The 23,687-nt window shown below is 47.4% G+C and carries 21 protein-coding genes, 2 tRNA genes and 2 pseudogenes; 11 read left to right on the top strand and 14 right to left on the bottom strand.

The window, feature by feature from the left end:
* Window positions 1–63 precede the first annotated feature (63 nt).
* Window positions 64–330: a DUF2960 domain-containing protein gene (locus AC6R0S_RS14730; protein ID WP_334555325.1), complete on the top strand. Its 267-nt coding sequence runs from the start codon at window positions 64–66 to the stop codon at window positions 328–330.
* 121 nt (window positions 331–451) lie between these two features.
* Here the strand turns inward: AC6R0S_RS14730 and nagK are convergent, their stop codons facing one another.
* Window positions 452–1,360: an N-acetylglucosamine kinase gene (gene nagK / locus AC6R0S_RS14735; RefSeq protein WP_500638230.1), complete on the bottom strand. Its 909-nt coding sequence runs from the start codon at window positions 1,358–1,360 to the stop codon at window positions 452–454.
* A gap of 144 nt (window positions 1,361–1,504) precedes the next feature.
* Window positions 1,505–2,257, bottom strand: a complete 753-nt coding sequence (locus AC6R0S_RS14740; RefSeq protein WP_500638231.1) for a tRNA-uridine aminocarboxypropyltransferase — start codon at window positions 2,255–2,257, stop codon at window positions 1,505–1,507.
* Between the two features lie 105 nt (window positions 2,258–2,362).
* Here AC6R0S_RS14740 and AC6R0S_RS14745 point away from each other — a divergent pair, with 105 nt between their 5' ends.
* Window positions 2,363–3,157 (top strand): sterol desaturase family protein, encoded by a 795-nt coding sequence (locus AC6R0S_RS14745; RefSeq protein ID WP_500638297.1) that lies wholly within the window; start codon window positions 2,363–2,365, stop codon window positions 3,155–3,157.
* 28 nt (window positions 3,158–3,185) lie between these two features.
* On the opposite strand, the gene AC6R0S_RS14750 is transcribed toward AC6R0S_RS14745, so the two are convergent.
* Window positions 3,186–5,237 carry a methyl-accepting chemotaxis protein gene (locus AC6R0S_RS14750; RefSeq protein ID WP_500638232.1) on the bottom strand — a complete coding sequence of 684 codons (2,052 nt, stop codon included), beginning with the start codon at window positions 5,235–5,237 and terminating at the stop codon, window positions 3,186–3,188.
* Between the two features lie 129 nt (window positions 5,238–5,366).
* Here AC6R0S_RS14750 and AC6R0S_RS14755 point away from each other — a divergent pair, with 129 nt between their 5' ends.
* Entirely contained in the window at window positions 5,367–5,831 is a 465-nt protein-coding gene (locus AC6R0S_RS14755; RefSeq protein ID WP_500638298.1) for a C40 family peptidase, read from the top strand.
* 108 nt (window positions 5,832–5,939) lie between these two features.
* Here the strand turns inward: AC6R0S_RS14755 and AC6R0S_RS14760 are convergent, their stop codons facing one another.
* Window positions 5,940–6,284, bottom strand: coding sequence for a DUF3802 family protein (locus AC6R0S_RS14760; protein WP_334555320.1), 345 nt, complete (start codon window positions 6,282–6,284; stop codon window positions 5,940–5,942).
* Between the two features lie 265 nt (window positions 6,285–6,549).
* Here AC6R0S_RS14760 and AC6R0S_RS14765 point away from each other — a divergent pair, with 265 nt between their 5' ends.
* Window positions 6,550–7,416, top strand: coding sequence for a fructosamine kinase family protein (locus tag AC6R0S_RS14765; protein ID WP_500629807.1), 867 nt, complete (start codon window positions 6,550–6,552; stop codon window positions 7,414–7,416).
* Between the two features lie 210 nt (window positions 7,417–7,626).
* Complete coding sequence (locus AC6R0S_RS14770; RefSeq protein ID WP_334555318.1) at window positions 7,627–7,830, top strand: CPXCG motif-containing cysteine-rich protein; 204 nt, start codon at window positions 7,627–7,629, stop codon at window positions 7,828–7,830.
* 76 nt (window positions 7,831–7,906) lie between these two features.
* Here the strand turns inward: AC6R0S_RS14770 and AC6R0S_RS14775 are convergent, their stop codons facing one another.
* Complete coding sequence (locus AC6R0S_RS14775) at window positions 7,907–8,515, bottom strand: riboflavin synthase subunit alpha (protein WP_500633357.1); 609 nt, start codon at window positions 8,513–8,515, stop codon at window positions 7,907–7,909.
* 119 nt (window positions 8,516–8,634) lie between these two features.
* Between AC6R0S_RS14775 and AC6R0S_RS14780 the strand changes: the two genes are divergently transcribed.
* Together AC6R0S_RS14780 and AC6R0S_RS14785 are read left to right on the top strand one after the other, a co-directional pair.
* Window positions 8,635–10,047, top strand: a complete 1,413-nt coding sequence (locus AC6R0S_RS14780) for an MATE family efflux transporter (protein ID WP_500638299.1) — start codon at window positions 8,635–8,637, stop codon at window positions 10,045–10,047.
* Between the two features lie 163 nt (window positions 10,048–10,210).
* Window positions 10,211–11,233: a DUF3080 domain-containing protein gene (locus AC6R0S_RS14785; RefSeq protein ID WP_500638233.1), complete on the top strand. Its 1,023-nt coding sequence runs from the start codon at window positions 10,211–10,213 to the stop codon at window positions 11,231–11,233.
* A 24-nt stretch (window positions 11,234–11,257) separates the two neighbouring features.
* On the opposite strand, the gene AC6R0S_RS14790 is transcribed toward AC6R0S_RS14785, so the two are convergent.
* Entirely contained in the window at window positions 11,258–12,109 is an 852-nt protein-coding gene (locus AC6R0S_RS14790) for a DNA ligase (protein ID WP_500638234.1), read from the bottom strand.
* Window positions 12,110–12,394: 285 nt separating this feature from the next.
* Here AC6R0S_RS14790 and AC6R0S_RS14795 point away from each other — a divergent pair, with 285 nt between their 5' ends.
* From AC6R0S_RS14795 to AC6R0S_RS14810, 4 genes and pseudogenes are all read left to right on the top strand, one after another.
* Window positions 12,395–12,715, top strand: coding sequence for an STAS domain-containing protein (locus tag AC6R0S_RS14795; protein ID WP_500638235.1), 321 nt, complete (start codon window positions 12,395–12,397; stop codon window positions 12,713–12,715).
* A gap of 75 nt (window positions 12,716–12,790) precedes the next feature.
* Window positions 12,791–13,287, top strand: a pseudogene (locus AC6R0S_RS14800) (sugar transferase); the annotation flags it as partial.
* A gap of 146 nt (window positions 13,288–13,433) precedes the next feature.
* Window positions 13,434–13,510: transfer RNA gene (locus AC6R0S_RS14805), tRNA-Val, on the top strand.
* Window positions 13,511–13,545: 35 nt separating this feature from the next.
* Window positions 13,546–13,622: transfer RNA gene (locus AC6R0S_RS14810), tRNA-Val, on the top strand.
* 641 nt (window positions 13,623–14,263) lie between these two features.
* On the opposite strand, the gene AC6R0S_RS14815 is transcribed toward AC6R0S_RS14810, so the two are convergent.
* The 8 genes and pseudogenes from AC6R0S_RS14815 to eutC form a co-directional block, all read right to left on the bottom strand.
* Window positions 14,264–16,000 carry an ABC transporter permease subunit gene (locus AC6R0S_RS14815; protein ID WP_500638236.1) on the bottom strand — a complete coding sequence of 579 codons (1,737 nt, stop codon included), beginning with the start codon at window positions 15,998–16,000 and terminating at the stop codon, window positions 14,264–14,266.
* 4 nt (window positions 16,001–16,004) lie between these two features.
* Window positions 16,005–17,519 (bottom strand): ABC transporter substrate-binding protein, encoded by a 1,515-nt coding sequence (locus AC6R0S_RS14820; protein WP_500638237.1) that lies wholly within the window; start codon window positions 17,517–17,519, stop codon window positions 16,005–16,007.
* Window positions 17,509–18,339 (bottom strand): ABC transporter ATP-binding protein, encoded by an 831-nt coding sequence (locus tag AC6R0S_RS14825; RefSeq protein WP_500633396.1) that lies wholly within the window; start codon window positions 18,337–18,339, stop codon window positions 17,509–17,511. Before AC6R0S_RS14825 ends, AC6R0S_RS14820 begins: the two co-directional genes overlap by 11 nt.
* 17 nt (window positions 18,340–18,356) lie before the next feature.
* On the bottom strand, window positions 18,357–19,115 hold the full coding sequence (locus AC6R0S_RS14830) for an ATP-binding cassette domain-containing protein (protein WP_238851735.1): 759 nt from the start codon (window positions 19,113–19,115) through the stop codon (window positions 18,357–18,359).
* Window positions 19,116–19,190: 75 nt separating this feature from the next.
* On the bottom strand, window positions 19,191–20,495 hold the full coding sequence (locus tag AC6R0S_RS14835; protein WP_500638238.1) for an MATE family efflux transporter: 1,305 nt from the start codon (window positions 20,493–20,495) through the stop codon (window positions 19,191–19,193).
* Between the two features lie 221 nt (window positions 20,496–20,716).
* Window positions 20,717–20,935, bottom strand: a pseudogene (locus tag AC6R0S_RS14840) (transposase); the annotation flags it as partial.
* 460 nt (window positions 20,936–21,395) lie between these two features.
* Complete coding sequence (gene eat, locus AC6R0S_RS14845) at window positions 21,396–22,796, bottom strand: ethanolamine permease (protein ID WP_500638239.1); 1,401 nt, start codon at window positions 22,794–22,796, stop codon at window positions 21,396–21,398.
* Window positions 22,797–22,807: 11 nt separating this feature from the next.
* A complete protein-coding gene (gene eutC, locus AC6R0S_RS14850) occupies window positions 22,808–23,686 on the bottom strand; it encodes an ethanolamine ammonia-lyase subunit EutC (protein WP_500638240.1) in 879 nt (292 codons plus the stop codon).
* Between the last annotated feature and the right edge of the window lies 1 nt (window position 23,687).

A 23,687-nucleotide genomic window follows, 5' to 3' on the forward strand; every position in this document is an offset into this window, starting at 1 on the left:
GATTTGCCAGCGTGGACGCTAACCAAAGCCTCAACGCTTTAGTGACTTTTATAGAGAAGATTTATGGCGCGTACCATCCTCTACACCTACAAAGGTGAAGACAAAACCCTGACTTTTTCCTACCAACAGCATCGCAATATTCATGAAGCCGTCGCCGAAGCGGAAGGTCTTGATATTTCAGCCTATCTCAAGATGGAGCAGCAAATCGAAGCCGTCTCTGACACCAAGGCGATGCGCAACTACCGCGACAACCACTTCAGAAAGTTAGGGTTTGACAAAATCACCCTAGCGCAAAAAGAAAACTTGGGTGTGGGTAAAAAGAAGTCGTAGAGATGTCTCTGCGCTCACTAACTTAATTGCTATGAGCCGTAAACACCACGACCCATTAATCCACGGACAAAAAGAGAGCTTGCCTAGGCAAGCTCTCTTCTTATTTCTTTATGACCATCCGTTACTTGATATTCAAGAACGCCGCACCGCGCACGCCGCCAGAATCACCGTGTTTCGCTTTGATGATCTTCGGACACTTGGCCACAGAGAGTAGGTATTTCGGCACACGTTTTGGCATCTCTTCATATATCAATTCGAAGTTCGAAAGACCGCCACCCAGTGCGACCACATGTGGGTCGTTAGCGGTGAAGATATTGGCAAAACAGATCGCAAGTAGCTCCATAAAGCGCTCAACGTGCTCAACGGCTTTGCTCTCGCCTTGTTGGTAGGCGGTGATGATATCGATCGCTTTTTTGGACTCTTGGAAGTAGTGATCGTAGATGAGCTCAAAGCCGCGACCAGACAGGTAGCTGTCCAAACAGCCCTTCTTACCACAACCACAACCCAACAGTGGCGCGTTGTCACCAAGGTGGAACCAAGCGTCGATAGGCAAACGCATATGACCCAGTTCACCCGCAACGTGGTTACGACCTGAAAATACTTTACCTTCATACACCAAACCACCACCAAAACCGGTGCCGAGAATAAGGCCCATCACTGAAGGCTCATCTTTCAGCTCATCGTCCCACGCTTCTGATAGAGCAAAACAGTTCGCATCGTTTTCGATTTTAACGCCGCGACCAATTTTCGCTTCCAGATCGCTGCGCAGCGGTTTGCCTTTCGCTGCAGGAACGTTAACGGTCAGCACAGTGCCGTCATCGGCATCTTCCATACCTGGCAAACCCAGGCCAATCTTGCCTTCGCAGCCGAACTGCGCATCGTATTTGCTCACCAAGCCAGCGATGGTCTCGACCAGCAATTCATAGTTATCGGTTGGTGTAGGCACACGCTCGGTTGCAACACGCTCTAACTGCTCATTGAACGCACCAAACTCAATCTTAGTGCCACCCACATCAAAGCCGTAGTACATGGTTTCTCTCCCAGAAATCAATGTTATTAATTTTATAAATCGACTCATTATCCATATTGCTACGCCTACATTCCGTGACCGATGACGGATTTAGTTGTTGCTTAAAACCAGGTGCGCAGACAATCGCCACTCAAAGCGTGGCTTTTAGAGCGAATTCTCATTTTGATTCTGTTCGATGAAATGTTTCAGCGCCGGACGAGTGGCATCGCCCAAACCACGACTTTTGGTCAGTAGATAGGCTTCACGAAATACCGAAAACCAATCGCTCAGTGTGCGAGACGCCTTGACTTCGCCCAGTTGCGCCAGTAACAGGCTGGCCACTTCTGCTGTCGCGAGGTGCTGCTCATTGTCAGAGCGGCGAATCAGGTATTGGGACACGCTTTCTGGTGTCAGCGAAACCACGGGTAAATGCGCCAAATAAGGCGATTTGCGAAACATTTTTCGCGCTTCTCGCCAACTGCCATCAAACAAAATCAATAATGGCGTCTTATTGGGTTGATTGAGGCTTTGGCTTTGAATCCACTCCGGCGTCACTAAACGAGAACTATCGTCTACGTAGGCATCTGGAAACACCAACACCGGCGCGTTACTTGGATCGGCGATGAGGGCGAGCATGTCTGGATCGGGTTCTGTGCGATGCCACTGATAGACATGCGTCTCACGCACGGTATCGGCAATTAACCGCCCTGTATTGCTCGGTTTGAACACTTCATTATCTGACACAATGAGCAAAACCTGCACGCCACACTCGATGTTGGGTTGATGCGCGCATAGGCAATACGACTGCGCCACTTGGCAATAGGGACAGCGCACCACTTTGCAGCCGCGTGCAATAAACGGCTTAGTTGAGCGGTCTAATCGGTGTTGATATAAGCGATGAAACGCGTGAACTCTCATACAATGTTTGGCAAGGTCAAATTAGGGAGCTAGAGTGTACCTAGCATGATGGGAGATTCAATCAAAACTCACCCCGATGTAGAAGTAGAAAATGTAGAGGACTCCATGCAAGACCCACAATTTATTCGACTCAGCGTATTTATCGGTGTACTGCTCGCGTGTGGGCTGTGGGAGTGGTGTGTGCCGCGTAAAACCTTGACCCAGAGTAAAGCGGTGCGTTGGCTAAATAACCTCACGCTTGTGGCGTTTAACTCTATTGTTCTTAGCCTTTTGCTGCCAACCCTTGCTTTTGGCGTTGCTTTGTACGCGCTCGAGTATCAATTTGGCGTCATGCATTGGCTGGATGTACCTGCTTGGCTCAATGTTGTCCTATCTGTGTTACTGCTCGATTTAGCCATCTATGTTCAGCACCGCCTGTTTCATCGTATCCCTTTGCTGTGGCGATTACACCGCATGCATCACGCGGATCAAGACATCGATGTCACCACCGGGGCGAGATTTCATCCGCTAGAAATTTTCCTTTCGATGCTGATTAAAATGGCCTTGGTATTGAGTCTGGGGGTGTCGCCGATTGCTGTAGTGGTGTTTGAAGTTCTGCTCAATGCAAGTGCGATGTTCAATCATAGCAACGCCAAGCTGCGTCTTGATTGGGACCGAAAGCTGCGTCACTTCATCGTCACACCAGACATGCATCGCGTGCATCATTCAGTCATCCCCCGTGAGACCCACTCCAACTTTGGCTTCTTTCTTTCAATATGGGATAGAGGGTTTGGCACTTACATCGACCAGCCCGCTTTGGGCCACGATGAAGTGAAGATCGGTTTACCGATCTTCAACCAAGCACGCGAGCAGTGGCTCGATAAAATGCTGTCTCAGCCCTTTCGCCGCCCCAAAACCTAACTATCGACATTTCTATCACTTATTTTTCTTAGGACAAGTGGTACTTATGCAACATTGTCTGCTGTTGGCCCGCAATGTCGGCCACTTGCTCTGAACTTTCAACCATCGATTCCAGCTGCAATTTGGTCTGTTGACCCTGATCGGACACCTGAGTAATGGATTGGCTCACATCAGCGGTGGCGCGCTCTTGCTCTTCAGTGGCGACCGTGATCTGCTCAACGCGCAATTTGATTTGCTTAACCGCTTGTTCGATGTCGGCAAAGGTGTGTTTCACCGTTTCACTCGACGCCAATGCGTGGGTCATTTCCGCTCTAGTATCAGCGACGGCTTGGCGCGACTTCTCCGCCGCAGAGACCAACTCCCCCATACGCTGACTAATCTGCGTAGTTTGCTTAGAAGTATCGCTGGCCAGTTTCCTCACTTCATCTGCGACGACCGCAAAGCCTCGCCCTTGCTCACCTGCCCTTGCCGCTTCTATCGCAGCATTGAGAGCCAGCAAATTGGTGTTTTCTGCAATTCCGGCGATCATATCCACCATTTCACGGATCTGTTTGACGCGGTTATCTAACTCGACCATCGAAGACTCGTTCAGGTTTAACGTCTGTTCTAGTGATTGCAATCTGGCTTGATTATCGACAATAGCGTTGACGCCTTGACTTGAAAACTGCGCTGCAGCTTGAGACTCGCCGTAAGATTCATTGGTCACCTGCGCGATTTCACGAATCGATGCCTCTAGTTGGGTCACCGTGGTCACCATGCTCGCCAACGCTTCGTTTTGCTGAGTCAAACTTTGATTGGATTGCTCCGCGGCGTTGTGACTGATTTCAGCGGTTTGATACAAGGTTTCGCAGTTGCGTGTCACAGTCGAAATAGACTCATTGGTTGACGCAACGACTTGATTGAGCTTCCGGGCGATCTCTTTAAATTCAAACGGCCCGACTGAACTAATCGATTGAGAAAAGTCATGCTCTGTGAGTGTGGTGAGGCTAGCGAGAATGTTCTTCAAGCCGCGACTGGTCCAGCTGCGCAGTGCCAACCAAGAGACTACCACCAATGTCACTAAGAGGGCGCTACTTAGCAACATGGTCGAGACAATCTGACTCATCGCCGTGTTGACGACCGCCTGGCTATCGTTCATTAGCCCCTCGGATGTGTCTGAGAGCTGATTCAAAAGAGTGACGGTTTGGTTAGCCAATACCGCCGCTTTTGCTACGTTCGCTCTTTGCGTATCCGCGAGTTCAAGTTTGTCTAGGATCTGTTGTAAGACCCCAGCGTCTTCAAACCCCGCTAAAACCATCTCATACGGCGCGATCAAGCTGGCAAACTCAACCACATCCGGGTGCCACTCAGCGAAGTCATCGTACGCTAAGGTGATGCCGGCGATCCGGTTGCGCATCTCTTTGTATTCGTCCATGGCCTGATCCAAGTTGTCTTGCATCATCAATACCAGAAAAGTGCTCTCCATTGAGCTGGCACTGGCAATAAATCGGTTCGCCGCATCACTTGATTCTGGGTTGTCTATCGCCAAAAACGAGCTTATTCGGTTCATTTCAGGACCGATTGAACTCAATCCATAACGAAAACCGCTGACGTCTGTGTTGATCTGCGCTTGACGCTGAAGAAGGGCTGCTTGTGTTGCGAGAATTTGTCGCGTCAACTGACTCAGTTGATCAATATTGTCCGCCAGCGCTGTTTGCTCTTCAGTGGAAATGGCTTGATCAAACTCGTTGGCAATAGTGAATACGTCTTGCGCATATTGGTGTGATTGGCTAATGCGCTGTTCAACCTGCTCTTGAATCTGCGTCAACTCCGTTTGACTCTCGACTTGTGTGCCATAGCTCAGTTGCTTGAGCTGGTCTAAAATGGTTTGTGTTAACTTAGCGTTTGTCATCGCTAATGGCAGCGCTTGGTTTGATAAGCGGTGAAATTGTGCGTCCACTCTCTCTAAGCCTTTCACACTGGTGACAGACTGGACGATCACCAGTATGGTGATGGAGAGAAACACCGCACTGATGGTTTGAATCAGTGATAACGATTTACGATGTTTGGCGTGCGCAGTCGCGGGTTTGTTTTGAGTCATAGTTTGGAACCGACGTCATACAAAAGTTTAGATGCGCGTAGTGTATGACGTGATTATGACAACCACGTGTCAGGAGTGAATGTGAAGAAAGTCGTAAGGATACCCAGCAGCACAATAGCGACAATATTGATGGCGCTCACGCTTTTCGCCTGCAGCAGTTCGCCACAGCGCTCGGCGCAGGCACCGCTTAACCAGCCGTTAAGCGCACACGAACAAACCGTTAATCAGTCATTTATGCAAGTTTATGAGCAGTGGAAGGGGGTGCCCTATCGTTTAGGCGGCAGCTCATACTCTGGTATTGATTGCTCGGCGTTTGTGCAGATAGCCTATCGCGACGCGCTTGAATTGAGCCTTCCGCGTACAACCAAAGCTCAGGTAAAACTCGGCGCACAAATAGACTACCAAGACGCTCAAGTCGGTGATTTGGCGTTTTTCAAAACCTCGTGGAATGTGCGTCATGTGGGAGTTTATGTGGGCAACAAGCGATTCATGCACGCCTCGACGTCCAAAGGCGTAATCATTTCTCGCTTGGATAATCCATATTGGGCCTCGAAGTTCTGGCACTTTAGGCGCATCGAGACGCCACCAGCGTAGGCATGGCGTCTAATGAGAACAATATAAACTGAACATTTCAAAACAACAAAACCGCCCTATTTGGGCGGTTTTGTTTATTGTCGCTACCGACAGGCTCGAATCACTGCGTTAGTCGTATTTGGCGACAGCGCTATCGAACAGGTTTTTCAACAGAGCAATAAACTCATCAAGGAAAGTGATTTGCTCATTGGTCGCCGGTTTGGTCCACACGCCCGCCAACACTTCACCCAAATCTTCAACAACAGAATCGGCTTCTTTGAGTAACTTGAAACGGACACTGGAGTGGAGTTCAGGATTTTGCTCAAAAATGGCCATGATGTTACTTGCCACCATATCGGTCACCACGTCTTCCACGCTCTCTGTTCCGGTGTCACCATCAGCCGCTGTGAAAATATCAATATTAAGTGCTAAATGTTCAATTAATGCTAAGTAACCATCTGTGTCAACGACCACAATCCACCCTCTTACTTATGTCGTTCCATACAGTAGTAATACTAAGTCATTTTTTTACCCTTTCACAACCAATTCAGGCTAAGAATCCATGCTTATGTTGATTTTTTGCACCAAGCTGGAATTCACTGTTCGATTAGAGCACGGTCACACTTTCGTTAATCGTACGTTTAAAGTCTCGAAATGATTGAAATTTTTGCACTAGAAACCAGTAATTATGCGTCAACTCTTCTAAACTGGATTTATAGCAACGAGTTGAGGGCAGATTATGTGGCAAGCGATCTCTAAGCACCTTTCCGATACCCTAATGTTCAATTTCGAGATCCTCGAAAAAACACGCATCAGCGGCGGCGATATCAGTGATTGCTATATGATCTCTGATGGCGAGCAACGTTATTTCGTCAAAGTGAACACACGTGAATTTTTGCCTAAGTTCGAAATTGAAGCGGAAAACATCCGTATTATGCGTGAGAGCAATACCGTGTTTGTCCCAGAGTTGATCGCCGTCGGCAAAAGCAAGACTCACGCCTTTATTATCCTCAACTATCTGCCGACTAAGCCGCTCGACGATGCCGAAAACAGCTACAAGTTTGGTCAGCAACTGGCACGTTTGCATCAGTGGGGTGAACAAAAAGAGTATGGCTTTGATGTCGATAACTATATTGGCGCGACCTTACAACCCAATCCGTGGACGAAAAAATGGAACCACTTTTTTGCAGAGCAGCGTATCGGTTGGCAACTGCAACTGATGAAAGAGAAAGGGATTAATTTGGTCGATATTGATGAATTTACCCAAGTCATCCGCGACCGCTTAGCCAATCACCACCCTAGCCCTTCGCTACTTCATGGTGATTTGTGGCATGGTAACGCATCGCTCTCTGTGTTTGGTCCGATTTGCTACGATCCGGCATGCTATTGGGGTGATCACGAGTGCGATATTGCCATGACTGAGTTGTTTGAGGGATTTCAGCCTGAGTTTTACCAAGGTTATGAAAGTATTTTACCGCTCGATCTTGGTTATTCCGAGCGTAAAGAGATCTACAACCTCTACCACCTCTTAAATCACTACAACCAATTTGGCGGGCACTATCTCGAGCAAGCACAAAAAAGCATCAACACGATTCTCAGCTACTGATCTTGACTAATCTCTACGCCTCGACGTTACGTGTAGAGAAGATACGTTAAATCTAACCAAAAGGCCGCGTAGATAAACTCTGCGCGGCCTACTTCTTTGGTGGGATTTTTCCTTAGTAGGTCAAATTTTTTACTTAATTCACGTCAAACAGCAACAAGTCAGCGTATGCTTTATTCATCGCCAAGGCGGTTTTGTTGCAAGGAGTCTGTTATGCGTGAATACACCGAAAAACGTATCTCTTGCCCTCATTGCGGGCACCATATTGCCATTACGCTCGACGCGTCCAATGGCAGTCAAAACTTTTATGATGACTGCCCTGCCTGTTGTCACACGATTCATCTCAATATGATGGTCGACGAGTTGCACGATACGGTTGAGCTCCAAGTCGACGCCGATGATGAACAGATTTTTTAACGCTCGAGCCTAAAGCACAGCACGGATTGAACGCAACGAGCGCTCAGGACTGGTCATCCACGATCGCCTAACGAGGTTAGGTGCGACTTGCCAATACGCGCTCGACGGTATCCACAATCGCTTGGGTTTGCGGATCAAACTCAACATTGATGCAATCACCCACTTGACGGCGGCCAAACAAGGTACGCTGCATGGTTTCCGGGATCAGGTGCACCGAAAAGCGCGAATCTTTAACCTCACCAATGGTCAGCGAACAACCGTCTAGACCAATATAGCCTTTGGCTAATACGTATTTGAGCCACTCTTCAGGCAACTCAAACCAGATAGTACGATTGTTAGGCGTATCAATGATCTCAACGATCTTGGCCACTGCACTGATGTGACCCGACATAGAATGACCGCCAATTTCATCGCCAAACTTAGCCGCCCGTTCGATATTGACTTGGTCGCCCTCGTTCAACTCACCAAGATTGGTCAAACGCAGCGTCGCCTGCATTAAATCGAAACTGATGTTTGCGCCGTCGATGTGTGTGACCGTCAAGCAGCAGCCGTTATGCGCGACCGATGCGCCGATAGCCAGTCCTTCTCGCATCGTCTCTGAAAGTGCAATCACATGAGTTTGAAAGTTCTCTTTTTTTTCAATGGATACAACTTGCGCCGTTCCTTGTACAATTCCCGTAAACATAATCACTTCCACCTGTTTTGTCGGGCTCACCTTGCTCAGTGTGCAAGATAAGACAGTATTGATACGTATTTTGATGGCGCTTAGTGTGACACTTCTTTATCATCGCGCACAAGCGTACTATTCACTTCTATTATAATAACGACCGTAAGTTGGAGATTTCCGTGCAACGTTATCAATCAGAGGCCAAAGCCCTCATCAAGTTGGCCACACCTGTCTTGATCGCCTCCGTCGCTCAAACCGGAATGGGATTCGTCGATACCGTGATGGCCGGGGCTGTCAGTGCCACCGATATGGCGGCGGTGTCGATTGCCGCCAGTATCTGGCTACCGACCATCTTGTTTGGTATCGGTTTGCTTATGGCGTTAGTGCCGGTTGTCGCGCAGCTCAATGGCTCTGGTCGTCAGCACAAAATCCCATTTGAAATTCATCAAGGCATCATTATGGCGCTACTACTCAGCGTGCCGACTGTGATCGTGTTACTGCAAACACAAACCATTTTAGGCCTAATGGACGTCGAACCCGTGATGGCGGCCAAAACCATCGGTTATATGGATGCGGTGATGCTTGCCGTTCCGGCCTTTTTGCTGTTTCAAACCTTACGCAGTTTTACCGATGGCATGTCGTTGACCAAACCCGCGATGGTGATTGGCTTTCTCGGGCTTTTACTGAATATCCCTCTCAACTGGATATTTGTCTTTGGTAAATTTGGCGCCCCGGCGTTAGGCGGCGTTGGGTGTGGCGTTGCCACCGCAATCGTCTATTGGATCATGTTTGCCATGTTGCTGTTCTACGTGGTGACCTCGAAACGCTTAGCGCATATCAATGTGTTTGGTCAGTGGTGTGCGCCTAAGCTGGCTGCTCAAGTCCGCTTGTTAAAATTAGGCTTTCCTGTCGCTGCCGCGATGTTTTTTGAAGTCACACTGTTCGCGGTCGTCGCGCTGTTGGTTGCCCCACTTGGGCCCTTGGTCGTCGCCGCTCACCAAGTGGCGATCAACTTTAGTTCGCTGGTCTTTATGTTGCCCATGAGCATTGGCGCTGCGACCAGTATTCGCGTGGGTCATAAGCTGGGTGAAGAGAGTGTGGATGGCGCCGCAGTGGCTTCTCGTGTCGGGATTATTGTTTCAGTGACACTGTCACTAGCCACAGCCGTCCTCACTGTCGTCTTTCGTGAACAGATCGCACTGCTCTACACTCACAACCGTGCGGTGATCGATCTTGCTTTGCAACTGCTGCTACTCGCGGCGATTTACCAAGTGACTGACGCGATTCAAGTGGTCGCTGCCGGTGCGCTGCGTGGCTATAAAGACATGTCTGCGATTTTTAACCGTACCTTTATCGCCTACTGGGTATTAGGGCTACCCACCGGTTACATTCTCGCGATGACCAATTGGATTACCGACCCCATGGGCGCACACGGCTTTTGGATGGGATTCATTGTCGGTTTGTCCTCCGCTGCCTTGATGCTGGGTCTGCGCCTCAAGTGGATGCACCGCCAACCTGAACAGTTGCAGTTAGAGTTTGCATCGAAATAAGGACGTGTTTGCTCATCACCTGTATTCTTCTTAAGACCAGCTACATGCTGGTCTTAAGAAGAATACTTGGCCTCATACGTAACAACTTATCAATCAAACCACCAGACAGTATTCCATGACTCCTCGCTATGATGTCAATGAAACAGCAAAGAACAATCGGACGATGACACTAGGTCCTCACATCCGAACACTCATCATAGGGTTGGTGGTGATAGGATGGCTCGCGCTTTTATCAGGCTGCGAATTTGGCGAGCATTCTACCGGTGAACGATTTGACGACTATTTAAGCCGTGTTGCGAATGTTCAAGATAAACCCATGCTGGATCCGCCAGATGCGTTTTTTTGGTCGCTCCCCGCGCAATCAGACATTCGAATCGACATCGCTGCCACAACCATTGGCTTGCTCGACAGCTATGAGTTAAGAAAATGTGGGCTCTTTCATCTGATCGCTGAAAAAAATTCGTCACTGGGCAAAGTGCAAGACGAGTTCGCCAATTTCGATTATCAAACAGAGTTATTAAGAGGTATTCAACGCTGCATCAACGCTGAGTCTCTTTCTCCTGCGCTCGTATCGACGCTCTCGACACTCTTACCCAGCAAAGAGGCACAACTCAGCAGCCATTGGTTTAACTTGCTCTACACCAGCGATGCGATGCGGCAACAACTTCAAGTTCAAGATTGGCTCTCACCGAGTAACGGATTTCCAGATGAGCGTTTTGTCAGTGCGTTGCAAACCTTGGCAGGCATTTCCGAATTGATAGAGCCACGCACTGCGTGGCAATACGCGCATCCAATCCGACCTCATCAAGAGGTGCTGGACAAGCAATTGTGGTTGGGGAATCTACTGTTTTCTCTGCAAAACAGTAGATTGTGGCTTGATACCATCACCAAGCAGTTGCATCAGTACGATGATGTGATTGTGTGTGGCGCCGGCCGTGACACCACTCGGTATCGCTATCTACGTAACGTATTCCAATCTGTTTATATAGAGAAAATACAACCGGAACTGAGCTATTACGATAAAATCTACTACGCGCTAGAAGCGCATCTCACTTTTCTCACTGACGTCCCTCTTGAACCGGCGTACCCTATTGACACGGCCTACCAGGCATATCGCCAAGCCACGCTAGAACACGTTAAGTATTGGCAGCAGCTTTTTGCGCGGTGTGGGGACTCTCCACGCTGATAGCTGGTAGGAAAGTGAGACCTCTTACTCTTGGTGGACGCGAATAAAACGCGCGAACTTGGGCACACCATTTTGGGTCAGTCCGTTGTAGCGAAAGGTAACGGTACTGCCAAGGGGTGGTGGATTGCGGCGCTGTTCATCGTTAAACCCGCTGCCAATGTAAAATTCTATGCCATTCGGCAGCTTGACCAGCAGCGCACCGAGCATGCCTTTGTATTTCCCCTTACCTACTTTATGACCAAGCACTTGCGCTTCGGTGTCTTGATATTTTTTCAGTTTGAGCAGGTCCGTGCTGCGACCGGCTTGGTAACGACTGGTAATTTTTCTTAGCATCACCCCTTCGCCGCTATCACTATCAATACTATCTAGGTAGCGCAGCAGTTCATCTTCATCGCCTATCGGCGTGTGTTCGACATAACGGATGTGTGGCCGGTCAATAGTCTCGACTAAGGCAATTAAGTTGTAATAGCGTTTTTGATAATTGCCTGCCGAGGTCGGCAAATCAAACAGCATAAAGTCGATCTGTTTCCACGCTGCGTCTTGAGGTGTGGTATCCATCACTGTCTGTTGCACGATGTGAAAGCGCCCTCGCCCTGCCCACAACTCGCCCTCCACTGGATAATCCGGTAGTGACTCGGTAAACCACGCTGGGGCATGGATTGGATTGCCACTTCGAGTCAGCAAGGTATTACCCGTCCATATTGCTCGAATCCCATCGAGTTTTTCACTTTTCCAATACGCCTCAACATCGACATTTGCATCATAACTGTTGGCGAGTGGCATTTGCAGCCAGGGATCCGCACCTGTGGGTTCACTCGCTTGGCTTGTCAGTGCCGTGACGATGGCCAAAGCCGTTAATGTGTAACGTAAATGCATAAGATTCATCCATGTAAAAGCGTTATGCACATCATTGTTCAGCCTACAAGCTTATGCAACTGTGAACAAAATTCGTTCGAGCCACTTCATGTTGACCTAAACTTAGAACGTTATCAATTGCAGTTGAATTGCTTGTCAAAATGACAAAAGCGAATTTCTCAAAATGAGAAAATGACAGAAGATCAGCTTAACTCATTAAAATATATAAGAAATAAAATTGGCACGCTCCATGCTCTACTACCGATAAGCCAAACAAAACCCAACACACTTATCGAGGGAATGACCATGGAAATGCAAACTCTAGAACTCAACGTCAATACAATTTCACTGATTATTCACGGCAACATGGACGCAGAAGGCAGTCGCAGTGCGCAGCCTTACATTGACTCCATTATCGACGATCAAAACAAAACGGAGATCGAAGTGGACTTTAAAGACGTGCTGTTTCTCGACTCTTCAGGCATCGGTGCACTGGTGTATTTGTACAAGCGTTTAGTCGAGCGTAATCGCCAAATGCGTATTGAAAATGTCAGCGGGCAGCCACTGGAAATCATGAATCTGCTGCGCATTAGCCAGGCGATTCCTGTGAATTCAAATCTGCATTAATGTCGCACTACCCGAGCAATAAGACTCTAACTAAACAGGAGCGTCGGTATGGCAACCCAAATTCGTACTTTGGCGGTGCTCTACAAGCAGTTGCGAGTAGGTCAATCCAGCCCCGATCGAATGGCGCTGTTCGAAATCATTAAATTTCGTACCATGTATCAAGACGCAGAAAAAGTGAGTGGCGCCGTCTGGTCCACCGACAGCGATCCACGCATCACTCCTGTCGGCCGTTTCCTTAGAAAAACCCGCCTGATGAGATCCCCCAGCTGCTTAATATCATCAAAGGGGAAATGTCACTGATTGGCCCGCGCCCAGAACGCCCAGTCTTTTATCAAAAATTGGAGACCGCTATTCCCTACTTTGCCGACCGCACCTATGGCGTTATGCCCGGCATCACAGGCCTTGCGCAAGTGAACCAAGGCTACGACTCCTGCATCGACGATGTACGCCGTAAAGTCGGATTCGACCACAGCTACGCACTCTCTTTGTCGTCAGTGAAGTCTTGGTTACTGATGGATATGGCGATCACGACGAAAACCGTCAGCGTAATGTTTAACGGCCGAGGCCGCTAACACGTGACCCAATGCACACTTTACCGCCAACGGCGTCTAAAACGGCGCCAATTCGATTAGATATAAAGCAAACGCACTCAAATCATTGAAATTAGGCTTGCACAGGGAATTAAGACTGGTTAATATTCTCGGCGTTCCAAGGGAATGCGTCCGTAGCTCAGTTGGTTAGAGCACCACCTTGACATGGTGGGGGTCGGTGATTCGAGTTCACTCGGACGCACCATTCCTGTTGCATAAAAATGCAATAAATTAAATTTTGGATCCGTAGCTCAGTTGGTTAGAGTACCGCCTTGACATGGCGGGGGTCGGCGATTCGAGTTCGCCCGGATCCACCATATTAGTTCTTATAGAACAAGCACAAAGCCCGCATTACGCGGGCTTTGTTGTATTTAATCACTATAACTTGGTGTTGATTTAATCCTAAACTCTTACCCTACTCCAGCAATTGCTAAGTGCATAAAAACTCGGAATTTATTCACCCACAAAAACCAACTAAATACACAAAAATGCTCGGTGTCCATCTGGTGTCCAAAATGGTGGCTAAATGAAAATTGTTTGGTGACCAAAACGGTGCCCAAACTGAAAGTTGTAGGACTCAATTTCGGTGTCCTTGAAATATAGAAGTCACCTCATTCATTACAGTTGCAAAGAGTCATTTTTGGTTCTTACGTTGTTCTCATTTATCGCTCTCTCGACGCTCTTTCGACAAACCGCGAAACTATATTAGGCTGTTAATTATTGTTTAGATAGCGATCAGATGGTGAATGTATATTCATCAATCCGCATAAAGTAAAAGCAAAAAACCGCACACTAGTTAGGTTTTTACCAAATTATCAAACTCCGATAGGCCTGCCCCCAATACGTATTACCAGACAATAAAATATTAGTTCTGGAAATAGAATTGATAGATAAGAACAAGGCTAAATATCATACTGTTAGAGATAATATCCAGCCTCAAAAGCACTTTTTCTAGCCGTTAGTCATCAAAGATTAAGTTCACCGCGATTGAAACAAATACCAAACCGAGAATAGGCAGCAATACACCTTGGGGTGCGCGCTCGATATAAGGTAGGTTTTCTGCAATTAACAAGCCCCACTCGGGTTCTGGAGGCTTAACACCAAGGCCGATAAAACTCAGTGAGGTTAAACTTAACGTAATCACCGGCAGTCGAAGTAATGCGTGCCTTATTAACGGCGGAAGTACATAAGGTAGTAAGTAATAGCGCAGCACGCGCCACTGCGTAGTACCCCAAGTTGGCGCTAAATGTGTGTATGGCTGTGCTTTGGCTTCCATCAGCAAACTTGAACAGTGCGCCGCTAACGGTGCCCACGAAACTAATACAATGGCAATTAGCGCACTGTCTGGATTCATGCCTGTCAACCCAGCTACGAGCAAGCCAGCGACAATGTACGGGATGCCTTTTGTTATCTCAATCAGCCCTTGGCTGAAACGTGTAACAAACCCTAGCAGCAATCCAATTACAAAGCAGAAAAATGTCGCCAATAGACCCATTTTCAGAGTCGATAGCATCCCTCCACCGACTCTCGCTAACAAATCGCGACCAACGGCATCCGAACCAAATGGAGCTGCATAACTAGGTGGTGCCAAACGGCTAAACTGAATCAGATATGGGTCACGTAGTAAAGCCCAGCCAACACAGCCCGCCAATAAAACAATAATCGTACCGCTCACCGCGCGTTTGATTTTATTCTGCGTAAAACGGAACGTACTGTGGCTACTGATTAGTTTGCCGCTGGAAACACTATGACCAAGCAACCAGCGTTGGATCAAAATACTCGCACTGCTGACCAGAATAGAAAAGACCAGAAGCACCAATAACCCGGCCTGTAACACTGGCAAGTCTTGGGATTTCGCAGCGCCTAAGATCAAACGGCCAATACCTGGGATCGAGAAGACTTGTTCAACGGCAACAGCACCGCCTGTCAAACCAATCACAATCATGGCGATTTGCGGAATGAGATTACTCAGCGCTCGCCACAGAGCAAAACGCAAAATTTGCAATTTGCTAACATTGGCAGACAACCAGGTGATAACCCAAGGCTCATTCAATACTCGTTTCAAGCTGTCACTGAGTAAACGACTGAATAGCCCACTTGCAGGCAGAGCCAGAGCTAAACTCGGCAACCAGAGGTTGTGCACCCCGTTCCAGCCAAAGGGTGGAAACCAGCCTAACCAGATAGAAAACACCAAGATCAGCAGTGCGGCGACAACGTATTCAGGCAAAGAAACCAAAACCGAACTCAAACTATTGTGGTTATTATCAAGACGTTTCTTTTGCCAGCGATTGACGGTATAAAACACACTAATGCTGCATAGTAATAAGGTTATACCGAGCGCATTCATCATAAGCAATAATGAGGTCTTCGCGGTATGCTGAATACTTTGCATAACGGGCGAGCTATCTACCCAGGAGACGCCAAAATCTCCCTGTAATGCTAATCTGAGCCAGTCCCACAAGCGTTCATAAACACCGCGGTCCAGTTGCAGGTCATCACGAATGGATTGCAGTGCTTCCGCAGTCAATAACTGATTTGCACCAGCACGCGCACGCAAAATAGCCTGAGCAGGATCGATACCAGCGATATCCGGCATCAATCCGACTAATATGACCACTGCACTAAGGGCAAGGATGCGAGATAGCCAAGGCATACATGCGTTCATAATTGAACGTATGTAAACAGGAAACACCATCTGACTAGTCTACCTGAGTAAACTGATCAACGAGACGACGCTCACGCGGATCGCGCTGAACCCCCTTCACTGTCGCACTCTCGCCTTGAATAACACGTTCGTGTAGAAGTGGAATCGCAGCAAATTGCTCAAGAATTTTATTCTCTACATCAATGATCGCTTTCTGACGTAATTCACCCAAAGGCTGGCGATCAGCATGTTTTAACGCAGCATCAACTTCTTCAGAGCAGAAAAGACCTAAGTTGAATGAGCCGTTACAGCCATAATCACTTTGCATGTAGGCAACTGGGTCACCAGAATCCAAAACAGTTGCACGTGATAGTAAGAATGCATCAAACTTGCCCGCCAACGCATCGTTTTCAATCTGAGCATACTCACGGATATCTAAATCAACCACGAAACCAGCCGCTTCTAATTGCTGTTTAAGCAGTACCGCTACTTCTGGCAGCTCAGCACGATCAGTAAATGTACCGATAGTAATCTTTTCACCATTCGCTTTATATTCACCAACCATTTCAGCACGAGGATATTCTTGTCGTACTGATTCTGCCCAGGCCAGCGCAGGACCTAGTAAGCCTTTCGCTAAATCGGCATGATTTTCATAAACCGTTTTAACAATTTGCTCACGGTCAACCGCTTGCGTTGCTGCTTTACGTAGTTCAATCTGGCTAAATACGTCCGACTTGTTGTTTAAGTAAAGCGTATTGGTACGAGGCATCGCCACTTCGTGCAGTTGGGATTGATCCATGGTCGCAATTTGCGATACAGGTACAGCTTCTACCACATCAGCTTCGCCGGTACGGAGTGCTGCCGCTCGAGCAAAACCATCTGGAACATATTGAGCAAAGATGCGTTCAATTTTAGCCTTTTCGCCCCAATAGCCATCAAAACGTTCTAGCTTAGCGCTGCTTGTACCATTGATTTCAGTCAGCACAAACGGACCTGTACCTGTATTTGTTGGTACAACACGACCGTTTTCCTTGTATGCCGAGCCCGACAAAATTGCTAGCTGTGGACTAGATAAACGACTTGGTAACAGTGGGTCATTAAAGGTGGTTTTGATTTCAACCGTGAAGTCATCCAGTTCGCTAACTTGCCATTCGATACCATCTAAGATACGTGGCTTAGGTGCCGCATCTAACGCTTTTTGTAATGAGTTAACCACAGCTTTGGCATCTAAAGCAGAACCATCATGGAACTTAACGCCTTGGCGAATCTTGAATTGCCATACGTTGTCTTCAACCTGATTCCACTCAGTTGCCAGCATTGGTTCTGCAACAGATTTATCGCTAAGATTCACTAGTGTTTCTGCTGTGCTCCAACGAGATAGTTTAAACGCATCATCTGATAGCGGTGACAGTCCGGTTCTTGGCGGTTGTAGCATCGCAATTCTAATTTCAGACGCTTGTTCTGCTTTTTCGTTTTCTACTTTTGGTTGAGTTTCGCCAGAATCAAAACAACCTGTCAATAAAGAGCCTAAAACCAGCGTTAATGCTAATTTAGGAGTATTAAGATGCATAGGATACTTCTCCGATAGTAAATTTATTGCTGCGGTGTTGAGCACTTAGCAGCGCTTTCGTTATAAAATGTGTTGGATTACTTACTAAACTTTGCGATTCGCGATGTTCAACAACACGCCCCTTATCTAAAACAAGAATGTCATTACACAACGTCTGCGCTGCATCGAGATCATGAGTGACCAGAATAAGTCGCATGTGGCGGGCTTTTTGTATCTCAGCAAACAAATTAATAATCTGCTGACGACTAACCGGATCAAGGCTGCTCGTCGGCTCATCAGCGACGAGAATACATGGCTCGACAATCAGCGCTCTCGCTATCGCAACACGCTGTGCTTGACCGACAGACAATTGCTGAGAATTACGATCCAAAAGCGATAGATCTAAGCCGACATCTTGAAGAACTTTTTCTACTTGTTCGTATTGCGCTTGCCGACCACTGATATTATTCAGTGATTCAGTGAGGATCTGACGAACCGTGTAATAAGGATTTAAGCTCGATTGCGGCTCTTGCGGGATCAGTTGAATGTGTTTACACAATTCATGATGCTGTTTACCCGAACTTTTAGAAAGCGGATAGCCACAAACATATACCTCACCCGAACTGGGTTGTCTAAGACCAAATAGCAACTCAATCAAAGTGGATTTACCGGCACCAGACGGACCAACGATGGCAATATCGTTGGTTTCTATTAGTAAGTCTAATTGGTCTAGCGCTTTAAATGGTTTACCGCCCAACCAACGTGGTTTGGAGTAATACTGTACAGTCACTTGTTCAAAGCGGACTTGAGCAGATATAGACAGATCTTGCTTATTCAAAATAGGCTCCAAATACAGTGTTAAGGGAGTAACTTTGCTAATTGTTGGCAGAAAGGATGGTGACTTTGAGAAATGGCATGCCGCGGTTCGCCGTAAGCGACCACTCTGTTATCAGCAATCACCAGTATTTTATCGCATGCCAAAGCGGAATAGAGATCATGAGTTATCAGCAGTCCGCTGATGTCACGCCGTTTGACGCTAGTATGAAACAACTCGAGGATTTCAGCTTCAGTTATTGGATCAAGGGCGCTGGTTGGTTCATCAGCGATAATGAGATTCGAACTGCCGAGTAAAGCAATTGCGATACAAATTCTCTGCCGCTGACCACCAGAGAGTTGGCTTGGATATAAACTAAGTATCGAAACTGGCTCAACAAACCCTAATTGGGTGAGCAGAGTTAAGACTGTCTCTCTATTTGCTGAGTTTAACCGTGTTTTGTTACCAGTAAGAGCTAAACATAACTGTTGCTCTACTGATGCCAAAGGATTCAACGCTTTTAAAGCGTCTTGAAAAATAACGGCTGGACGTTGAAATACCGCGCGTTGCAGCATAGCTAGTCCGCTGACTTCCACTTCGTTTAGTTCGACGCTACCTTCAACACAAATGTCGGATGGCAAAAACCCTGCGACCGCTTTCGACAGCATGGACTTACCAATACCTGACGGCCCCATAATGGCAATAACTTCGCCTTCACACAGGTCGAAAGAGATATCACTGAAAAATATGCGCTTAGAATCAGCAAGGCAAAGTTTATTGACAGAAAGTATAGGTTGAGGCATCTAGGTAACAACACAATAATGTAATAATATAACATATCAATGTTAGCACGAGAATCTAGCCAAGAGAACCTCACCTCATAAGCATTTTTGCTTAACTTGGTCAATATATGGCACTAATAAAACAAAACGCCCAACATAGAAAAGTGTAAAAGCTAGCCATAGTCCATGATTACCCCAATATTGCACAGAGATAAACTGAACGACCAAGAACACGACCAGTGTAAGAATGCTTGAGTTACGTACTGGTCGCGTCGTTCCCGTTCCGGTAAAGACCCCGTAGAAAGTAAGACCGTACCCCGCCACCAATGGGAAAACCAACAACCAAGGACTCATTTCCTGATAAAGCTCAATCAATTCAGGTAGCGTAGTAAACAACATCACAATCTGCTGTTTAAACAGCAATATGATAAGTGTTAGTACAATAACAAACACCGTTGTCCACTGAGTGTTTAACTTGATAACACTGTCGAGCAGAGATGGATTCTTTTGCCCTACCGCTTTTCCTGCAAAAACACTCGATGCGTTCGCAACACCATCGAACATGTAGCTGACAATAAAGGTCACTTGCATCAAGATCGCGTTAGTTGCTAACACATCAGAACCAAGTTGAGAGCCAACGCGCGCCATCATGTTAAAGAACACCAGAATACAAACGGTGCGAAGCAACAAATCCATATTCGAGGAGACAATCATTTTGAGGTCTTTGCTAGACATTTTTGTCATGCGAATATGATCAAATAGTGAAAATTGACAGGTTTTAACAACCAAAGCGGCACCAATTACGAACGTGGTAATTTGCGCGATCAGAGTGGCTATTGCTACACCAGCAATGCCCATATCGAAATAGACAACAAACAGGACATCAAGCACTATATTGAGCACATTACCAAACACCTGAGTGAACAGAGTGACTTTGGCTTTGGCTTGCCCCATTAACCAGCCAATGATGGTGTAGTTGAGTAGTACAAATGGCGCACCAAAAATCATAATGTCAAAGTAGGTCCTGGCATTTTTTCCCACGATGGCATCTGGCTCGATGATCCACTCTGCGCCTCGCCAAATCAGCGACTGTAAAGCAATAAAGAACAGCCCCACACACAAGGCAAGAACCAACGGACGAAATAAGCTACTCGCTTGATCTGTATGACAATCCTTACCCAGAGCCATCGCACTTTGCCCTGTTGTGCTTACGCGGAAGAAACCAAACAACCAATACAAGGTATTCATAATCACCGTGCCAACCGCTACTCCACCGAGTAGCTCTGAGACGCCTAATTGACCTATAACCGCTGTGTCTATCGCTCCCAACAAGGGTTGCGTAACGGTTGATACAATGAAAGGGAAGGCAATCTTGAAGTAGTCTTTATGAGTCAGGTTCATCTTTGATTCAGGAGTAAGCTAGTTTTCGAGGCAGCTATCATATTCGAACAAAGTATTAATATGAACCATAGGGGAAAATCATATTAATAGCATGTGTATAAACTCTTACTCTAAACCATAAAAGGCAGATAGGAGTCATCTAACCGTCATTCCGCAGCAAATTTTAGAATTAAAACAATGTGATCCAGTGATCGTTTACAGATGTCGATATCGACTTCTCAATCATCGGTGATGATTGATTTACCCGAGTAGCCATTGCGGGAGTTGGAGCTGGTTCTGGGTTGGTGTTTTTGATACCCAAGGTGCTCATCGAGTTCAGCGTTTAACGCGGTTTCAACGGTCACCTTGGTTAACATTTTACGGAAGTCGTCCAGATCAGATTCTGTTTTAATTGACTTCGCTGCTTCACGAGCAAAAGCTTCAAGTGCTTTCTTATCCATATTGTCCATCCTTAGCCTTTAAGGCTTAAGTCTAGACAGTTACACAGAATTCAGGACACTCTCCACTGAGTCTGTCTCTTTCGGATAGCGACGGCTTTATCAGTTTCACCGTGTATAAACTATCTGTACCGTACACTCGTTCATAGTTAGTACGCTGATAGGCGGCGCGCATACTTGATTGTGTTTTTCTACGTCGGCGACTTCGACTGGTCCAATCTAATCGATAAAAATTGATCAGCTCACGAACATAACTAAGCATTCGTCGTTCCTTAGCGTGATCCTCTGACTGCAACAAATCCTTCTTAAAACTCATCAGTTGTTCCGCAATGACTGATACATTTTCACCAACTAGTCATAGAAGGCTCCCCCTCGTTGCTGTAGCCAACGCAATAGCCCATATCGCCAGACGTATAAAAGCCAAGCGATATCTGCTTGGCTTGAGTAGTATCAAAGCGATTGATTAAGAGGCGGTAGATTCAAGCTCTTGTTCAGCAATCGAGAGCATGGCGAACTCTTCTTCTGCGGTACCCGCTACTAAGTTATTGCGGCTATAGAGACCATAGTAGGCACCACCAATCACGAACAAGCCAAGTGTCATCATAAAGGCCGAGGGATCAAACGCGTACACCCCTGTCATAGCAATCAGCGATAACACCAAACAGATCGCCGATGTGACCACACCGCCCGGTGTTTTGTATGGTCTTGGCAATTCGGGCTGTTTGACTCTAAGCAGAATATGACTCAGTGCCATCAGCGCATAGGACACGGTCGCACCCACTACCGCCATGGCGAGGATCAAATCGCCCTCTCCGGTTAATGACACCACAAAGCCAAAAATGCCAGGGAAGATTAACGCACGAGAAGGGACTTTATTTTTACTCGTCAGTGACAAGAGCTTCGGTAAATAACCGGCTCTGGACAAAGCAAACACCAGACGACTATAGCCATAAATTATAGAAAAGAAAGACGCAACCAGACCGGCAAGCCCTAAGACGTTGACAATAGTGGCTATCGTCGGATTACCTGTCAGTTTAAGTGCATCTACCAGCGGAACTGCACTGCTACCAATCACGTTTGAGCCTACTGCGCCCGCCAGCAAAAGCACAACTAACGCCGCAGTAAACAGCAGAAATAACATCGCACCTATGATGCCTTTTGGTACATCTTTCGCGGGATCTTTAGCTTCTTCGGCAGCCAGTGGCACTCCTTCTACTGCCAGAAACAACCACATCGCAAACGGCAACGCGGCCCAAACACCATACCAACCATAAGGCAGTGCCTCTGTGGCTTGCGTGCTTGCTGGGGCAATATCGAATAGATTGCTGGCGTCAAAATGGCCAATAAGCACGGCGGCGGTCAATAGGATGGCGAACACCGCAAGACCGCTGATCACCATCATCACTTTAAGTGCTTCGCCAACACCTGCTAGGTGCACAGCGATAAACGCCGCATAAAAGAGTGCATAGACCCAAGGCCCATCAATCCCGATCAGTTCATTGACGGCAGACCCAATGAAAATAACAATGGCTGCTGGTGCCAACGCGTACTCAATCAAGACGGCAAGCCCGGTGATAAACCCACCTGTTGGGCCCATGGCTTGTCGTGCAAAACTGTAGCCACCGCCTGCGGCTGGAATCGCGGCAGACATTTCCGCTAAAGAGAGAACCAAGGTTAAATACATGACTGCCATCGCGACGGCGGCAATCAGAAATCCGCCCCAACCCGCTTGGGCAATACCAAAGTTCCACCCTGCGAAATCTCCCGAGATCACATACGAGACCCCTAGTCCTGCTAATAGCACCCAACCGGCAGTGCCTCGTTTCAGTTGCCGTTTGGCAAGGTATTCTTGATGTTTAGACATAGTGATTCCCTTTACTGTTTTGAAATTAGAAAGTTTGATTGGTGTTGCTCGCCGAGCGTCAGGCCATCTTGCTGCTCATCCATACTGGATCGATCTTTGAGATTAACGCCTGTCAGCTTGAGCGAACGCGCTTCTTCAAGAAGATAACTGGCGCGAAAAGCAGCGTCGGAATAGTTCAAACCTTGCGGCCGAATGTTAGAGATGCAGTTTCGCTCAGAGTCTTTACTGCCTCGCTTGGCGCCCCAGGTGAGGTACATCCCCATGCTATCTGGCGAAGTGAGCCCTGGGCGCTCACCAATCAGAACGACAACCATATTGGCATTGAGGCACTGGGCTACATCGTCACCGACTGCCACTCTTCCCTGCTCAACAATCGTGATGGGGGCGATGCGCCAAGGCGCGTTGTGTTGGCTGGTAAGTCTCACAAGCAGAGCTTCTAGCAGTGGCACTGCATGACGCTGGATCGCCACAGATGAAAGGCCATCGGCCACAACGAAGGCCAAGTCATAAGCGTGTTGGTCATGTCGGTGTTCAGCAACCACCTCCATGCTCTCTTTGCTCAGTTCACGGCCAAAGTCGGGCCTTTGCAAATATTCGAAGCGGTCGTTGGCTTTTGATTTCACCACAATGGGCTCTCGCCCTATCTGTGAAGTCATCACAGTTGACTGAGCGACGTCCTGCGCCAGTTTGCGAATATCGAGCGCGCAATGCACCGCATCCATCGCCTTGGCATGGTCAAAACTAAACGACAGCCATTCGTTGGTCGGCACACTGCTTCCGCAACGGCCGAGTGCAATGCGTGCGGAGGTGAAATCTTTCAGTTTCTGCCACGGATTCTCGACCACACTTTCTCGAGCAGGGTGAGATTCAAATCTGATCACTTTACCCATC

This window comes from Vibrio sp. R15-SG3-ISO1B (genome assembly GCF_059833835.1).

What these genes read in the sequence shown, in the direction of transcription:
- AC6R0S_RS14795 (WP_500638235.1), top strand. Translation starts at nt 12,395, where the DNA reads ATGGAAATGCAAACTCTAGAACTCAACGTCAATACAATTTCACTGATT.
- AC6R0S_RS14835 (WP_500638238.1), bottom strand. Translation starts at nt 20,495, where the DNA reads ATGAACCTGACTCATAAAGACTACTTCAAGATTGCCTTCCCTTTCATT.
- AC6R0S_RS14790 (WP_500638234.1), bottom strand. Translation starts at nt 12,109, where the DNA reads ATGCATTTACGTTACACATTAACGGCTTTGGCCATCGTCACGGCACTG.
- AC6R0S_RS14770 (WP_334555318.1), top strand. Translation starts at nt 7,627, where the DNA reads ATGCGTGAATACACCGAAAAACGTATCTCTTGCCCTCATTGCGGGCAC.
- AC6R0S_RS14755 (WP_500638298.1), top strand. Translation starts at nt 5,367, where the DNA reads ATGGCGCTCACGCTTTTCGCCTGCAGCAGTTCGCCACAGCGCTCGGCG.
- AC6R0S_RS14740 (WP_500638231.1), bottom strand. Translation starts at nt 2,257, where the DNA reads ATGAGAGTTCACGCGTTTCATCGCTTATATCAACACCGATTAGACCGC.
- nagK (WP_500638230.1), bottom strand. Translation starts at nt 1,360, where the DNA reads ATGTACTACGGCTTTGATGTGGGTGGCACTAAGATTGAGTTTGGTGCG.
- eutC (WP_500638240.1), bottom strand. Translation starts at nt 23,686, where the DNA reads ATGGGTAAAGTGATCAGATTTGAATCTCACCCTGCTCGAGAAAGTGTG.
- AC6R0S_RS14730 (WP_334555325.1), top strand. Translation starts at nt 64, where the DNA reads ATGGCGCGTACCATCCTCTACACCTACAAAGGTGAAGACAAAACCCTG.
- eat (WP_500638239.1), bottom strand. Translation starts at nt 22,796, where the DNA reads ATGTCTAAACATCAAGAATACCTTGCCAAACGGCAACTGAAACGAGGC.
- AC6R0S_RS14765 (WP_500629807.1), top strand. Translation starts at nt 6,550, where the DNA reads ATGTGGCAAGCGATCTCTAAGCACCTTTCCGATACCCTAATGTTCAAT.
- AC6R0S_RS14775 (WP_500633357.1), bottom strand. Translation starts at nt 8,515, where the DNA reads ATGTTTACGGGAATTGTACAAGGAACGGCGCAAGTTGTATCCATTGAA.
- AC6R0S_RS14750 (WP_500638232.1), bottom strand. Translation starts at nt 5,237, where the DNA reads ATGACTCAAAACAAACCCGCGACTGCGCACGCCAAACATCGTAAATCG.
- AC6R0S_RS14830 (WP_238851735.1), bottom strand. Translation starts at nt 19,115, where the DNA reads ATGCCTCAACCTATACTTTCTGTCAATAAACTTTGCCTTGCTGATTCT.
- AC6R0S_RS14745 (WP_500638297.1), top strand. Translation starts at nt 2,363, where the DNA reads ATGCAAGACCCACAATTTATTCGACTCAGCGTATTTATCGGTGTACTG.
- AC6R0S_RS14815 (WP_500638236.1), bottom strand. Translation starts at nt 16,000, where the DNA reads ATGGTGTTTCCTGTTTACATACGTTCAATTATGAACGCATGTATGCCT.
- AC6R0S_RS14785 (WP_500638233.1), top strand. Translation starts at nt 10,211, where the DNA reads ATGACACTAGGTCCTCACATCCGAACACTCATCATAGGGTTGGTGGTG.
- AC6R0S_RS14820 (WP_500638237.1), bottom strand. Translation starts at nt 17,519, where the DNA reads ATGCATCTTAATACTCCTAAATTAGCATTAACGCTGGTTTTAGGCTCT.